The following is a 13,123-nucleotide window of genomic DNA, read 5'->3' as shown; positions in this document are numbered from 1 at the left end:
CGACACTGTGAGCCCGGTCACATCTGATCGCTGCGGAAGTGATCCCACCCGGTGCCGGACACCGGTGGACGCTGCCCGCCGTACGTCACCTGCCCCGGTCCGCCGCGCACGGTGCCGATCGGCCGGAACGGCTCGGGCAGCGAGGCACCGGGCGGGAAGGTGGCGAGCAGGCCGTGGTCCTCTCCCCCGGTGAGCACCCAGGCCAGCGGATCGCTGTGGCAGAGCGCCGCCAGGTCCGCGAGCGCGGCCACATCGCCGGCCAGTGCGGTGGGGTCCAGGTCCAGGCTCACCTCGGAGGCACGGGCGATCCGGCCCGCGTCCCGGAGCAGCCCGTCGCTGACGTCCATCATCGCGGTGGCTCCTGCCTGCGCTGCGGCCACCCCGGCCGTGACCGGCGGCTGCGGGCGGCGAAACCCGGCCAGTGCCTGCCGGCCGGCGGCGGTGCGGGCGTCGTGTCCGCCCGCCAGCAGCGCCCAGCCGGCCGCGGAGGAACCGAGCACCCCGGCATGGGCGAGCTGGTCGCCGGGGCGCGCGGTGCTGCGCAGCACCGGGTCGCGGCCCTGCAGGTCACCGTGCGCGGTGATGGCGATCATCGGCTGGTCTCCCCCGGAGAGATCACCGCCGACGGCGCCCACTCGCCACTGGGTACATGCCTCACCCAGTCCGGTGGCCAGGTCGATCACCCAGTCGACGGCGGTGCTCGCCGGGAGTACCAGGGCGGTCACCAGGGCAGTGGGCAGCCCACCCATCGCGGCCACGTCGGCGACGTTCGCGGCCGTCGCCCGCCAACCCACGTCGGCCCCTGTGGTCCAGTCGTCGCGAAAGTCCCGGCCGGCGACCAGGACGTCGGTGGTGACCACGAACCGGCCGTCCGGTGCGGCGACCACTGCGGCGTCGTCGCCGGTGCCGAGGAGGGTGTGCCCGCCACGCGGCAGCAACGGAGTGATCCTGGCGAGCAGTTCCTCCTCGGAGACCTCGCTGACCTGCACGCACCCTCCTGAACTCGAGCCTCGGCCTGGACGTGCCGAGCCTAGCCGTCTTCACTGCCGGCGCCGGGAGCTACCGTAGAAGAGTGCGCCGACGTTCTCTCTCCTCCCTGGCTGCGGCCGGAGTAGTGCTGACCCTCACCGGGTGTGGTTCGACCGCCGGGGTGGAGCCTGGTCCCACGGCCAGCGCCCCACTGTGCGCGGAGGTGCTCCGGGTGCTGCCGGAGGAGCTCTCCGGAGCCGAGCGGCGGTCCACCAACAGCCAGGCCACTGCCGCCTGGGGTGATCCGGCGATCGCGCTTCGGTGCGGGGTGAGCCCACCTGGTCCGACCACCGACCGGTGCATCTCGGTCACCGGTGCGGACGGCACGCAGGTGGACTGGGTGATGACCCCGCTCGGCGAAGCTGCCGAGGATACCTGGCAGTTCACCACCTACGGGCAGGTGCCGGCGATCGAGGTGACCGTACCGGTGGACTACGCCGGGGACGATGCGACGACCACCCTGGTGGACCTCGGCGCGGCGGTGGCGTTGACCGACCAGCAGCGCACCTGCGTCTGATCCGGGCCCTGCCGGCGATCATGCTGGCCCGCTCAGCGGGCCGCACCGCCGCTGCTCAGCGCAACCCGGTGCGCCGTTCTCGGGCCAGCTCGACCAGCTCGGTGATCAGGTCCTGGTAGGACAACCCGGAGCGTTCCCACATCATCGGGTACATCGAGTACGGGGTGAACCCGGGCATCGTGTTCAGCTCGTTGACGATCAGCTCACCGGCCGGGGTGTAGAAGAAGTCCACCCGGGCCAGACCCTCACAGCCGAGCGCTTCGAAGGTCGCCACGGCCAGCTCACGCAGCCGCGCTGTGGCGTCGGCGGGCAGGTCGGCCGGCCAGGACAGGTTCACCGCCTCGGAGTCGAAGTACTTGGCCTGGTAGTCGTAGAAGCCGTGCTCGGCGGAGGTGACGATGATCTCGCCGGGCAGTGTGCTCCGTGGCGGGGCGTCATGGCGTCCCTCCAGGACGGCGCACTCCACTTCACGGCCGTCGATCCCGGCCTCGACGATCACCTTCGGGTCGTGCTCGCGGGCGGTTTCGATGGCGGCGGTCAGGTCCTCGAGCCGGTCCACCTTGGTGATACCGATGCTGGAGCCCGCCCGGCTGGGCTTGACGAACACCGGCAAGCCGAGCTCGGCCACCCGGGCGCGGGCGGCGTCGGCAGCGGTGCGCCACTGCCGATCGGTGATCACGGTGTACGGGCCGATCGGCAGGCCTGCTCCGGCGAGCACCACCTTCGTGTAGTGCTTGTCCATCGATGCCGCCGAGGCCAGCACCCCGGATCCCACATACGGCAGTCCGGCGAGCTCGAGCATGCCCTGCAGGGTGCCGTCCTCCCCGAACGGGCCGTGCAGCAGCGGCAGTACCACGTCCACAGCGCTCAGCTCGGCCGGAACACTGCCGGGCCGGTAGGAGACCAGGTCCTGCCCGGCCTCGCCCATCGGCAGCAGCAGCTGGGGGCTGTCGCTGGTGGTGACCTCCGGGACGTGTCCGTCGGTGATCCGCCACCGGTCCGGGTCGTCCGATGCCGGGACCCACTCCCCGCTGCGGGTGATGCCGATCGGTACGACGTCGTAACGGTCACGGTCGATGGCGGCGAGCACCCCGGCAGCGGTGGCGCAGCTGATCGCGTGCTCGGAGCTACGGCCGCCGAAGAGCACGGCAACCCGGGTTCGGTTCTGTTGACTCATCGCCGCTGAGCCTACCGGGCAGGTGCCGGTCGGTGGGTGCACCGAGGCTGGGTGTCAGCACGGTGAGATGCCGGCACCGGGGCGGCGCGATGCCCGCCCTCTGGTTAGCCTGGCGGAATGAGTGAACCACCCGGTACCGGCGTCGCGAGCACCCGCCTGTCCACCCTCGCCGTGGCCGCCGGTCGGCCGGCACGCGCCGACCAGGCACCGGTGAACCCGCCGATCGTGCTCTCCTCGACGTTCCACTCCACCGGCACCCCGGGTACTGAGGACTTCGTCTACGGCCGTCATGGAAACCCGACGTGGCTACCGCTGGAGGAGACACTGGCCGCACTGGAGGGTGCCCAGCTGCCGGCATTGGCGTTCAGCTCCGGGATGGCGGCCATCACGGCGGCGCTGGACCTGGTGCCTCCTGGTGGCCACCTGCTGCTGCCCCAGCACGCCTACCACGCCAGCGTGCTGGCGGCCCGCGAGCTGCAGCAACGGTGCGGGGTCCAGGTGCACACCGTGGACGTTGCCGACACGGCCGCTGTGATCGAGGCGCTGCACCGTGCTGGCGCGGCACACCCGCACCCGGTGCTGTGGCTGGAGTCGCCGACCAACCCGATGCTGGAGATCGCCGATCTGCCAGCGCTGACGGCGGCGGCCGGTGAGCTGGGTGCGCGGGTGATCGTGGACAACACCTTCGCCACGCCGATCGCCCAGCGGCCGCTGTCGCTCGGCGCCGACGTGGTGGTGCACTCGGTGACGAAGTACCTGGCCGGGCACTCGGACGTGCTGCTCGGCGCTGCGTTGACGAACAGTCCGGAGCTGCACGCCCGGCTGCATGAGCGCCGCAGCGTCGGCGGAGCCGTGCCCAGCCCGTGGGACGCCTGGCTGGCCCTGCGCGGCGTACGGACCCTCGCGCTGCGGGTGGAGCGGTCGCAGCACAACGCTCAGCAGGTCGCCGAGCACCTCCACCGCCACCCCGGTGTGCTGCAGGTGCGCTATCCCGGCCTGACGGACCATCCGCAGCACGAGCGCGCCGCAGCGCAGATGAACGGCTTCGGCTCGATCCTCACCGTGCGGCCGCACGGCGGCGCCGCGGCCGCAGAAGAGCTCACCCGCCGCGTGCGGCTGTGGACCCCAGCCACGAGCCTGGGTGGGGTGGAGTCGCTGCTGGAGCGGCGCCGCCGGCTCGTCGATGAGGCCAGAACGGTCCCGGAGGACCTGATCCGGCTCTCCGTAGGCATCGAGGACGCCGAGGACCTGATCGCCGACCTTGACCAGGCGCTCGGCCGTGCAGCGCAGTAGCCTGCTCACCTGCGCAGGGCAGCAGCACCCGAGCCGGGTGGTCATCGACGCCCGGCACGTCGACGACTGCCTGCTCGCAGGCCGGCCCGCTATGCACGCCGACGGCGCACCCTCCACTGAAGATGCGCCGTCGGGCGTGCCTCGAGGCTCAGGCGGAGCAGATCACTCCTCGTCCTGAGACGTAGCCCGGCCCACCTCGGCCTCCTCGGCGGCGAGCGCACGAGCGTGCAGAACATCGCCGATGAACAGGTCGTAGACCAGGATGCCGATCACACCGCCGATCAGCGGACCGACGATCGGCACCCAGAAATAGCCGGTGAACCAGTCGCCGTTACCGGGCATCGCCAGATCCCCCCAGCCGCCGGCCCAGGCGAGCAGCCGCGGGCCGAGGTCACGGGCCGGGTTGATCGCATATCCGGCGTTGGCACCGAAGGACATGCCGATCGCCGCCACCGAGAACCCAATGATCAACGGCCCGAGGTTGGCCCGGACCGCGGTGTTGCGCATATCCACCACCGCCGCGATCGCGAGCAACAGCAGCGCGGTACCCACGATCTGGTCCAACAGCGGCCCCCACATACCGCCGTCGAAGTACGGACCAGGGAAAGTGGCAAAGATGGAGAAGCTCGCCACGGTGTGCCCGGTATCGCCGAATGTCTCCATCTGCGAGTCGAAGGCGTTGATCGCATCCTTGTAGACGGCCAGGATGATCGCGGCTCCGACGAAGCCACCGACCACCTGAGCGATCCAGTACGGCACCACCTTCCGCAACGGGAACTTACGCCGGACAGCGAACGCCAACGTCACCGCCGGGTTGATGTGCGCTCCGGTGACGCCACCGGCCACGTACACACCGAAGACCACAGCCATCGCCCAGCCCCAGGTGATCAGCAACCAGTCACCGGCCCCCAGGAAGAACGTGGTGGGATCCTGCGTCCGGTCGGTTCCGGGCAGGGCTGCCACGGCCATCGCCACCGATCCGCAGCCGAACAACACGAGTACTGCAGTACCGAGGAACTCGGCCAAGCACTCCCCCCACAGGCCCTGATAGATCTTCAGCCTGCGGTTGTTGGCGAGGATCGGGGTGATCGCATCAGCCGCCATCGCCATGCACCTCCTCAATGAGATCCAGATCACATCGGACTCCCCCAGTTGTACTCCTCTGGAGCCCGATCGGCACGAGGTGCGTGCGCGTGGCTCAGATCCAGCCGCGCGCCCGAGCGGTGCGCGCGGCCTCGTGCCGATTGGCGGCATGCAGTTTGCCGGCTGCCGACGACAGGTAGTTGCGCACCGTGCCGGGTGAGAGCGCGGCGCGCTGAGCGATCTCCTCCACCGGTGCGCCGTCAGCTGCCAGCTCGAGCACATCGGCCTCCCGGGCCGTCAGGGGACTCGCTCCGGCAGAGATGGCCTCAGCGGCCAGCTCCGGGTCGACGTATCGCCCACCGGTGACCACATGCCGCACCGCATCAGCGAGCACCTTGGCCGAGGCGGTCTTCGGCAGGAACGCACGCACCCCCACCTGCAGCGCCCGTTTCAGGTAGCCGGGGCGACCGTGGCTGGTGACGATCACGCACGCGCACCCAGGAGCGTCGACGGCGATCTGCTGGGCGACTTCGATGCCGTCCAGACCCGGCATCTGTAGGTCGAGGATCGCGACATCGGGCTGGTGGGCGCGGACCATGGTGAGCGCATCCGGCCCGGTACCGGCCTGGGCCACCACCTCCAGGTCCTCCTCCAGTCCGAGCAGCGTGGCCACGGCATCGCGGATCAGCCCCTCGTCGTCGGCGAGCACGATACGGATGGTCATCTGCTGCTCCGGGGGCTGCGGGGTACCTGGGCGGTCACGGTGAACTCTCCGGCGTCGGACCGGCTGTGCAGTGTGCCACCGAGGGCCGCCAGCCGTTCGGTCACGCCAGTCAGGCCGGAGCCGGTCGAGCTGGAGGGCCCGGCCGGCCGAACGCCGTCGTTGCGCACCTGCACACCGACCAGATCGTCAGTGAGCGTCACCGTGATCTGGCAGGTCGTGGCGTCCGCGTGCCGGACCACGTTCGTGACCGCTTCGCGCACCACCCACCCGAGCGCCTCGGCCGCCGGTGTCGGCACCTCGGCCTCGGGGCTGGTCACGGAGGTCCGGACCCCGGCAGCACGGAGGATGTCCTGTGCGCCCACCAGCTCGGTGGCCAGGTCCACCCGCCGGTACCCTTCCACCACTCCCCGGACCTCCTTGAGTGCGTCCTGCGCGATCTGCCGGACCTCGAGCATGGTCTGTGCACCGCGGGGATCCGACCGGCGGGCCAGCTCGGCGGCAAGCTCGCTGCGCACGGCCACGGTGGACAGGGTGCGGCCGAAGATGTCGTGCAGATCGCGGGAGAAGCGCAACCGCTCCTCTGCCACGGCCAACCGCGCATCCACCTCTCGGCGCCGTTCCTGCTCCCAGACCACTCCGGTCATCCACACCGACCCTCGGAACGAGCAGACCACTGTCACCAGGACCACCGCCGCGGCGGCGAGCCCCGGCCCACTGGCTCGAACATCCTCCGCGATCGCCAGAGTCACCGCACCGAGCAGCAGCACTGCTCCGGTTCCGAGCAGCAGCTGCCGGATCGTCAGCACCGAGGCCAGCGACGCCAGGGCGGTACCGGCCGGCAGCACCACCATCCAGACTGACGTGCCGGGGACGAACCAGGCATTCCCCAGCGCGAGCAGGACCAGCACACTGGTGGCTGCGACCAGCACGCCCAGGTACCTCCCGCGCCACTGGCCCCGGCCCAGATAGGCGTCCAGTCCTCGGGCGAAGAAGAAGCCGGCGGCAACCAGCTGAACGAGGCTGACCAGCACATAGCCCCAGGCTGCGACACTCGCCACGATGCCGGCCGGCGGCGCGGGAACACCGAGTCCGAGGACTATCTGCGCCACCGGCCCCATAGCCAGCAGCCCGAGCAGCGACCAACGGTTGTAGGCCTCGAACCGCTCGGGGTCGCTCCCGCCGGCCCACCCTCGCAGTCGGACCGGCGCACTCCTGCTCACGACGCTCACGCTACCTGGGCCACCGGTGTGACCGAGCGTTCCGCGCGAGCCGGCGCCCCCGGTATCCGGCAACGGCCGCTCACTGCAGCGCGCCGGCGAGCGTGTTGCCGAAGAATCCGAAGGCCACACCCCAGCCGAGAATGGAAATGCCCACCCACAGGTAGACGCTGCGTTTGGTCGCCCCGAGGGCGATCAGGGTGGGGGCGGTGATCTGGCTCGCCACCACGATCGGCCCCAGCAGGGCGACCCCGGGCACACCGAACCGGTCCAGGTACTTCGCGACCTTCTGCTTGCGCCCGGTCGGCTGCGGCGTCCCCTCCGGGCGGCTGTTCCGGGTGGCCGCAGCACGTACCCGGCTCGTCGTGGCGATCAGGACGAAAGTACACAGCAGGTTCCCCAGCACGGCGGCGGGCACCGCGAAGAAGGGGTCGATCCCGACCAGCACACCGAGAAAGCTGCCGAGGTAGGACTCGATGAACGGGATCGCGCCGACCAGGATCAGCGCGGCCACCTGCTGCCACGAGTCCAGGCCGAGCACGAACTGGGTCAGCGAGACGAACAGGTCGGTGATGAAGTCGAAGATCATGGGCGGTCTCTCCTGCGGCTCTCGGTGGCACTAGCACTTTCCTTCGTGGCTGCCACGATTCCCGATCACTGCCGCCCGCGGCAGTGCCAGGTCTCACCGGTCAGCACACGCTCATCATCGACTGGCCATGACAAACGTCACCGCCTGCCGGTGCCGAAGCCGCTGGGCGCAGAGGCCGCCGGGCGCAGAGGCCGCCGGGCGCAGAGGCCGCCGGGCGCAGAGACCGCCGGGCGCAGAGGCCGCCGGGCGCAGAAGAAGGGCGCCGGGCCTGTTGCGGCCCGGCGCCCTGAGCGCGAAGTGCGGGGAGTGAGCACTTGCGCCGCTCCCCGGTGGGAGACGGATACCGGGGAGTGAGATCGGCCGTTGTCCCGACGACCGACTCGGGGCTTGTGTCCCGATGTCCCTCAGCATGCGGGGCCATCCTGATAATTGCCTGGGAACCACCTGGAAACTGTCTGGCGAATCTCGGCCAGGAACGCACCGGACTGATATTTTCTTTCACACTTGCCGCTATTGATCACTCTGTGCGATATTCTTTATCATGCATCAGGGCAGCGGGACCGCAGGGATTCTCACCCGGCTGCGCTTCTTGCTCCCCGAGCTGCCGGACTCGTTGCGGATCACTGCTGAGCACATCCTGAACGACCCCCGAGGCGCGGTCTCCGGAACCATCGGTGACCTCGCCCGCGCTGCCGACACCTCCACCGGAGCGGTCTCCCGGCTGTGCCGCCGGCTTGGCCTGGACGGCTATCCGGCCCTGCGGATCGCCGTCGCCGAGGACAGCGGCTCGCGATCTGCCGAGCACTGGAACGTGGACGTGAGCCGAGGCATTGATCCGGGCGCGCCGCTGACCGACGTCGTGCGTACGCTCGAAGCGGTGCAGGCCCGAGCCGTCCATGACACCCTGGCCGCGCTCGACCTTCCGGCGGTCACTGCCCTGGCCCGCGCGATCGGCACTGCCCGGCGGGTGCACGTCTACGGCGTGAGCGGTAGTGCGATCATGGCGCGCGAGCTCGCGCTGCGCCTCTCTCGGATCGGTGTGCCGTGCTGGACCTATGCGGACGTCCATGACGGTCTGGCCGGTGCCGCCCAGCTGTCCGACACCGATGCTGCCCTCGCGGTCTCGCACAGTGGGCACACTGCGGAGACGCTGGCAATGCTGCAGTGTGCGAACGAGCAGGGTGCGACTACCGCCGTCATCACCAGTGCACACCGGTCGCCGCTGGCCGATCTCGCCGAGCATGTCCTGCTCACCACCGGGACCCAGACGCTGTTCCAGGATGGTCCGCTCGCCGCCCGGCACGCTGAGCTGGCAGTGATCGAGGTGCTGTACGTCGCCGTCGGTCAGCTCACCTACGAGCGCACGGTGGACCATCTGGCCCGGACCGCCCAGGCGATCACCGACCATCGGCGCGACCGCCCCACGATTCCCTGAAGATGACCAGACGAGGAGACACTCATGGACGAGAACCCCACCTCAGCGGCGATGTCCCGCAAGGCATTCCTGCGTATCGGTGGCCTGGGCGTCGGTGCCCTGGCCGCGACCAGTGCCTGGTCGCCGACCGGTGCCGCCCACGCGGACAGCGGGGCTGGCGCCACGGCAGGTGCTGCCCCTCCTGGCGGGGCGCCCGGCGCTGCCGCCGCCGGTACCGGCGGTCCCATCCTCGCCGGTGACCACTTCCCGATCGGGCTGTTCTGGCCACCTCCACCGCTGGAGACCACCGTCGAGCGGTACGAGGAGATCGCTGCGGCGGGGTTCACCTTCGTGCACGGCGGCAACTACACCTATGCGGACACCCAGATCAACCACCACCTGCTGGCGGTCGCCGAGCAGGCCGGACTCCATGTCCTCGTCGATGACCCGGACATCCGTTGGCTGCTGCACCAGTTCTCCTTCGGAGACTCCTCCGAGCCGTTCACACTCAGCGAGGAGGAGGCCCGGCAGAAGATCGCCGAGGTGACCGCCCGCTACGCCCCGCACTGGCAGACCAGCGGTGGCCGCCTGCTGATCACCGGAGGATCGAGCGAGGGCTCGATCGGCTGGGTCGAGGACGGCACCGACTGGGACGACTACACCATCGCCTTCTCCGCCGAGCCACGCTGGACCGGTGCCGGTGGCTACGCGCAGGCCGGGTGGGCCTTCCGGGTGCAGGATGAGGCCAACGCCTACGTGTGGCTGCTGTCCAGCCAGGGCACCGATGGCAATGCCGTGCTGAAGAAAGCGGTGTTCGCCGGCGGTACGCCCACGGTGACCAGCACCGACCTGGCCTTCCAGCTGGTGGAGGGGCAGAGCTACCAGATCCAGACCGTGCTGGACGCAGACTCGATCGTCACCTCGATCGACGGCGAGGTGATCGACCGCAGCACCGACGCCACGTTCGCCTCCGGTAGCGCCGGCTTCCGCCAGGCCGGGCCCGAGTCCGCCTTCTTCGACGACCTGCGGGTGAGCGCCGCCGACGGAGCTGAGCTGTTCGCAGAGGACTTCACCGGCGACCTGTCCGCCTGGCACCGGCCCGCCGGTTCTGGTCGCACCTCGTTCGCGGGGCTGCACCTGTACGACGAACCACGGGAGACCAAGTTCGCCCAGCTAGCGAGCGCCGTCACCGCCGCGAACGAGGCCTATCCGGACGCACTGGCCTACATCAACCACTTCCCGAACGGGGTGCCGGAGTTCAATGACGGCGCGGCCTACCGGCGGGCTGCCGAGGAGATCGACACCCCGGTGCTCAGCTTCGACCGGTACCCGATCCTGGCCGACGGCGAGGACACCGGCTACTTCGAGAACCTCGCCCAGGTGCGCGAAGCCGCGCTGGCGCACGACCGGCTGCCCTGGGTGTTCATCCAGAGCGTGGGCTATGCCGGGCATGCGGTGCCCACCGAGGACGACCTGCGCTGGCAGATCAGCATCAGCCTCGCCTACGGCTACAAAGGAGTGCAGTACTTCACCTACTGGACCCCGGACCCCGCCCGTGGTGAGGACTTCCACGAGGGCCTGATCAGTGTGGGGGGTCGGCGCACCGGCCTGTACCGGGCGGCGCAGCGGGTGAACACCGACTTCCTCGCGCCGCTCGGCGCCGAGCTTCTCCCGCTGACCTCCACCTCGGTGCAACTCGCCGGCGCCGATGAGATCCCCGCCGGGTTGGCGCAGTTCGAGCCGGACGAGGACGTCACCGCCGCCACCGGCGACCCGGTGGTGCTGGGCCGGTTCACGGGAGCCGAGCACCGGTACGTGCTGCTGGCGAACTACTCCCGGGAACAGCTCGCCCGCACCCACCTCACGTTCGGCGGCGGGACGGCCGAGCGCTTCGAACCCCGCACCGGGCAGTACCGCAGCGCACGCGAGCGGATTCGGTTGGCGCCGGGGGGCGCCGAACTGCTCCGGTTCGGCTGAGCCGGCGACGGCGGAGCTCCGGTTCGCCGGTGGCTCCGCCTGCCGCTGTGGTTCAGTCCCGGACGATCTTCGCGCCGAGCGCCTCGAGCTTGCCGGTGAAGTTCTCGTAGCCACGGTCGATCAGCTCGATACCACGCACGTGCGAGGTGCCTTCGGCGGCCAGGGCTGCGATCAGGTGGGAGAAGCCACCGCGCAGGTCAGGTACCTCGATGTCGGCGGCACGCAACCGGGTGGGTCCGGAGATGACGGCGGAGTGGAAGAAGTTGCGCTGGCCGAACCGGCACTCCAATCCGCCCAGGCACTCCCGATAGACCTGGATGGTGGCACCCATCTTCCGCAGCGCGTCGGTGAAGCCAAACCTGTTCTCGTACACGGTCTCGTGCACGATCGAGAGGCCGGACGCTTGCGAGAGGGCGACCACCAGCGGCTGCTGCCAGTCAGTCATGAACCCGGGGTGCACATCGGTCTCCAGCACGATCGAGCGCAGCTCGGTGCCGGGGTGCCGGAACCGGATTCCGGCGTCGTCGATGTCGAAGCTGCCGCCGACTTTGCGGAACGTGTTCAGGAAAGTCATCATGCCCGGCTGCTGTGCGCCGCGGACGTACACGTCACCGCGGGTGGCCAGCGCGGCCGCCGCCCAGGAGGCCGCCTCGATCCGGTCGGCCAGGGCGGTGTGCACGTAGCCGCCGAGCCGGTCCACCCCCTCGACCCGGATCACCCGGTCGGTGTCCACCGAGATGATCGCGCCCATCCGCTGCAGGACAGCGATCAGGTCCATGATCTCCGGCTCGATGGCGGCACCGGAGAGCTCGGTGACACCCGCTGCGCGCACCGCGGTGAGCAACAGCTGCTCAGTGGCACCCACGCTCGGGTAGGGCAGGTCCACCTTGGTACCGCGCAGCCCACGGGGGGCGGTGATCAGGATGCCGGTGTCCAGCTTGTCCACCTGGGCACCGAACTGACGCAGGATCTCCAGGTGGTAGTCGATCGGCCGGTCGCCGATGCGGCAGCCGCCGAGGTCGGGGATGAAGGCCTCGCCGAGCCGGTGCAGCAGCGGTCCGCAGAGCAGGATCGGGATACGGCTGGCGCCGGCGTGGGTGTCGATATCTGCCTTGTGCGCCGATTCCACGTTGCTCGGGTCGAGGTGCACCACACCACCGGCGATGTCCCGCTGCACCTGCACACCATGTAGCTTGAGCAGGCCGGCGACGACCTTGACGTCGCGGATCTCCGGGACGTTGCGCAGTTCGCTGGGCCCCTCGCCGAGGAGCGCTGCCACCATCGCCTTGGAGACGAAGTTCTTCGCCCCACGCACGGTGATCTCACCACTGAGCGGCGTACCGCCGTCGACTCGCAACTGACTCATACCCACGTCCTCACCAGACTCCCCCGCTCGGCATCCTTCACCGGGCAGGCGTCCCCAGGGTACTCCGGGATCACCGGAGCCCGTGGGAGGTGGGTTCAGGAGACCGGTCGGGCGGGGGTGACCTCGATCGTGGGCAGGTGCTTGGCCGGCAGCGTCCGCGGGCGCCAGTCGGCCCGGGTCGCCTCGTAGGTGACGATGTCCTCCTCGTGACCGAGGGTCAGGCCGATGTCGTCAAGGCCCTCCATCAGCCGCCACCGGGTGTAGTCGTCGATCTGGAACTGGGCGACCACGTCCGCGCAGGTGACCGTCTTGTGCTCCAGGTCCACCGTGACCTCGGTGCCCGGCTCCGCTTCGAGGACCTTCCAGATCAGCTCGATGTCCTCCTGGGCGAGCTGGGCGGCCACCAGCCCCTGCTTGCCCGAGTTGCCGCGGAAGATGTCCGCGAACCGGGAGGCGAGCACCGCCTTGAAGCCGTAGTCCTTCAGTGCCCAGACGGCGTGTTCCCGGGAGGACCCGGTGCCGAAATCCGGCCCGGCAACGAGCACCGACCCGCTGGTGTAGGCCTCCTGGTTCAGCACGAACTCGGGGTCCCCGCGCCAGGCGGCGAAGAGCGCGTCCTCGAACCCGGTGCGGGTGACCCGCTTGAGGTAGACGGCCGGGATGATCTGGTCGGTGTCGACATTGCCGCGGCGCAGTGGCACCCCGAGCCCGGTGTGGGTGGTGAACTTCTCCATAGT

The 13,123-nt window shown here is 69.9% G+C and carries 12 protein-coding genes; 4 read left to right on the top strand and 8 right to left on the bottom strand.

What is annotated here, in order from left to right; all coding sequences use genetic code 11:
* Positions 1 to 17: 17 nt before the first annotated feature.
* Entirely contained in the window at positions 18 to 989 is a 972-nt protein-coding gene (locus FU260_RS08815; RefSeq protein WP_147916718.1) for a thiamine-phosphate kinase, read from the bottom strand.
* 83 nt (positions 990 to 1,072) lie between these two features.
* Here FU260_RS08815 and FU260_RS08810 point away from each other — a divergent pair, with 83 nt between their 5' ends.
* Positions 1,073 to 1,546: a DUF3515 family protein gene (locus tag FU260_RS08810; protein ID WP_147916717.1), complete on the top strand. Its 474-nt coding sequence runs from the start codon at positions 1,073 to 1,075 to the stop codon at positions 1,544 to 1,546.
* A 55-nt stretch (positions 1,547 to 1,601) separates the two neighbouring features.
* Here the strand turns inward: FU260_RS08810 and FU260_RS08805 are convergent, their stop codons facing one another.
* On the bottom strand, positions 1,602 to 2,723 hold the full coding sequence (locus FU260_RS08805; RefSeq protein ID WP_147916716.1) for a D-alanine--D-alanine ligase family protein: 1,122 nt from the start codon (positions 2,721 to 2,723) through the stop codon (positions 1,602 to 1,604).
* Between the two features lie 117 nt (positions 2,724 to 2,840).
* On the opposite strand from FU260_RS08805, the gene FU260_RS08800 reads away from it, so the two are divergent.
* Positions 2,841 to 4,016: a trans-sulfuration enzyme family protein gene (locus tag FU260_RS08800; RefSeq protein ID WP_147916715.1), complete on the top strand. Its 1,176-nt coding sequence runs from the start codon at positions 2,841 to 2,843 to the stop codon at positions 4,014 to 4,016.
* Positions 4,017 to 4,178: 162 nt separating this feature from the next.
* Here FU260_RS08800 and FU260_RS08795 read toward each other — a convergent pair whose 3' ends face one another.
* From FU260_RS08795 to FU260_RS08780, 4 genes are all read right to left on the bottom strand, one after another.
* Positions 4,179 to 5,120: an MIP/aquaporin family protein gene (locus FU260_RS08795; RefSeq protein WP_147919400.1), complete on the bottom strand. Its 942-nt coding sequence runs from the start codon at positions 5,118 to 5,120 to the stop codon at positions 4,179 to 4,181.
* Positions 5,121 to 5,214: 94 nt separating this feature from the next.
* On the bottom strand, positions 5,215 to 5,823 hold the full coding sequence (locus FU260_RS08790; RefSeq protein WP_147916714.1) for a response regulator transcription factor: 609 nt from the start codon (positions 5,821 to 5,823) through the stop codon (positions 5,215 to 5,217).
* A complete protein-coding gene (locus FU260_RS08785) occupies positions 5,820 to 7,043 on the bottom strand; it encodes a sensor histidine kinase (RefSeq protein WP_147916713.1) in 1,224 nt (407 codons plus the stop codon). Before FU260_RS08785 ends, FU260_RS08790 begins: the two co-directional genes overlap by 4 nt.
* Positions 7,044 to 7,122: 79 nt before the next feature.
* Positions 7,123 to 7,629, bottom strand: coding sequence for a hypothetical protein (locus FU260_RS08780; RefSeq protein ID WP_147916712.1), 507 nt, complete (start codon positions 7,627 to 7,629; stop codon positions 7,123 to 7,125).
* Positions 7,630 to 8,170: 541 nt separating this feature from the next.
* On the opposite strand from FU260_RS08780, the gene FU260_RS08775 reads away from it, so the two are divergent.
* Entirely contained in the window at positions 8,171 to 9,064 is an 894-nt protein-coding gene (locus FU260_RS08775) for a MurR/RpiR family transcriptional regulator (RefSeq protein WP_147916711.1), read from the top strand.
* A gap of 24 nt (positions 9,065 to 9,088) precedes the next feature.
* A complete protein-coding gene (locus FU260_RS08765) occupies positions 9,089 to 11,020 on the top strand; it encodes a hypothetical protein (RefSeq protein WP_168211580.1) in 1,932 nt (643 codons plus the stop codon).
* A 52-nt stretch (positions 11,021 to 11,072) separates the two neighbouring features.
* Here the strand turns inward: FU260_RS08765 and murA are convergent, their stop codons facing one another.
* Together murA and leuD are read right to left on the bottom strand one after the other, a co-directional pair.
* Entirely contained in the window at positions 11,073 to 12,386 is a 1,314-nt protein-coding gene (gene murA, locus FU260_RS08760; RefSeq protein WP_147916708.1) for a UDP-N-acetylglucosamine 1-carboxyvinyltransferase, read from the bottom strand.
* A 95-nt stretch (positions 12,387 to 12,481) separates the two neighbouring features.
* Entirely contained in the window at positions 12,482 to 13,120 is a 639-nt protein-coding gene (gene leuD, locus FU260_RS08755; protein WP_147916707.1) for a 3-isopropylmalate dehydratase small subunit, read from the bottom strand.
* Positions 13,121 to 13,123: the final 3 nt, after the last annotated feature.

Origin of the sequence: Ruania zhangjianzhongii (genome assembly GCF_008000995.1) — a bacterium.
Taxonomy (GTDB): domain Bacteria; phylum Actinomycetota; class Actinomycetes; order Actinomycetales; family Beutenbergiaceae; genus Ruania; species Ruania zhangjianzhongii.
The sequence above is the reverse complement of the archived record's forward strand: the minus strand, read 5'-3'. Positions and strand labels throughout refer to the sequence as shown.

What these genes read in the sequence shown, in the direction of transcription:
- leuD (WP_147916707.1), bottom strand. Translation starts at nt 13,120, where the DNA reads ATGGAGAAGTTCACCACCCACACCGGGCTCGGGGTGCCACTGCGCCGC.
- FU260_RS08795 (WP_147919400.1), bottom strand. Translation starts at nt 5,120, where the DNA reads ATGGCGGCTGATGCGATCACCCCGATCCTCGCCAACAACCGCAGGCTG.
- FU260_RS08765 (WP_168211580.1), top strand. Translation starts at nt 9,089, where the DNA reads ATGGACGAGAACCCCACCTCAGCGGCGATGTCCCGCAAGGCATTCCTG.
- FU260_RS08775 (WP_147916711.1), top strand. Translation starts at nt 8,171, where the DNA reads ATGCATCAGGGCAGCGGGACCGCAGGGATTCTCACCCGGCTGCGCTTC.
- FU260_RS08800 (WP_147916715.1), top strand. Translation starts at nt 2,841, where the DNA reads ATGAGTGAACCACCCGGTACCGGCGTCGCGAGCACCCGCCTGTCCACC.
- FU260_RS08780 (WP_147916712.1), bottom strand. Translation starts at nt 7,629, where the DNA reads ATGATCTTCGACTTCATCACCGACCTGTTCGTCTCGCTGACCCAGTTC.
- murA (WP_147916708.1), bottom strand. Translation starts at nt 12,386, where the DNA reads ATGAGTCAGTTGCGAGTCGACGGCGGTACGCCGCTCAGTGGTGAGATC.
- FU260_RS08790 (WP_147916714.1), bottom strand. Translation starts at nt 5,823, where the DNA reads ATGACCATCCGTATCGTGCTCGCCGACGACGAGGGGCTGATCCGCGAT.
- FU260_RS08805 (WP_147916716.1), bottom strand. Translation starts at nt 2,723, where the DNA reads ATGAGTCAACAGAACCGAACCCGGGTTGCCGTGCTCTTCGGCGGCCGT.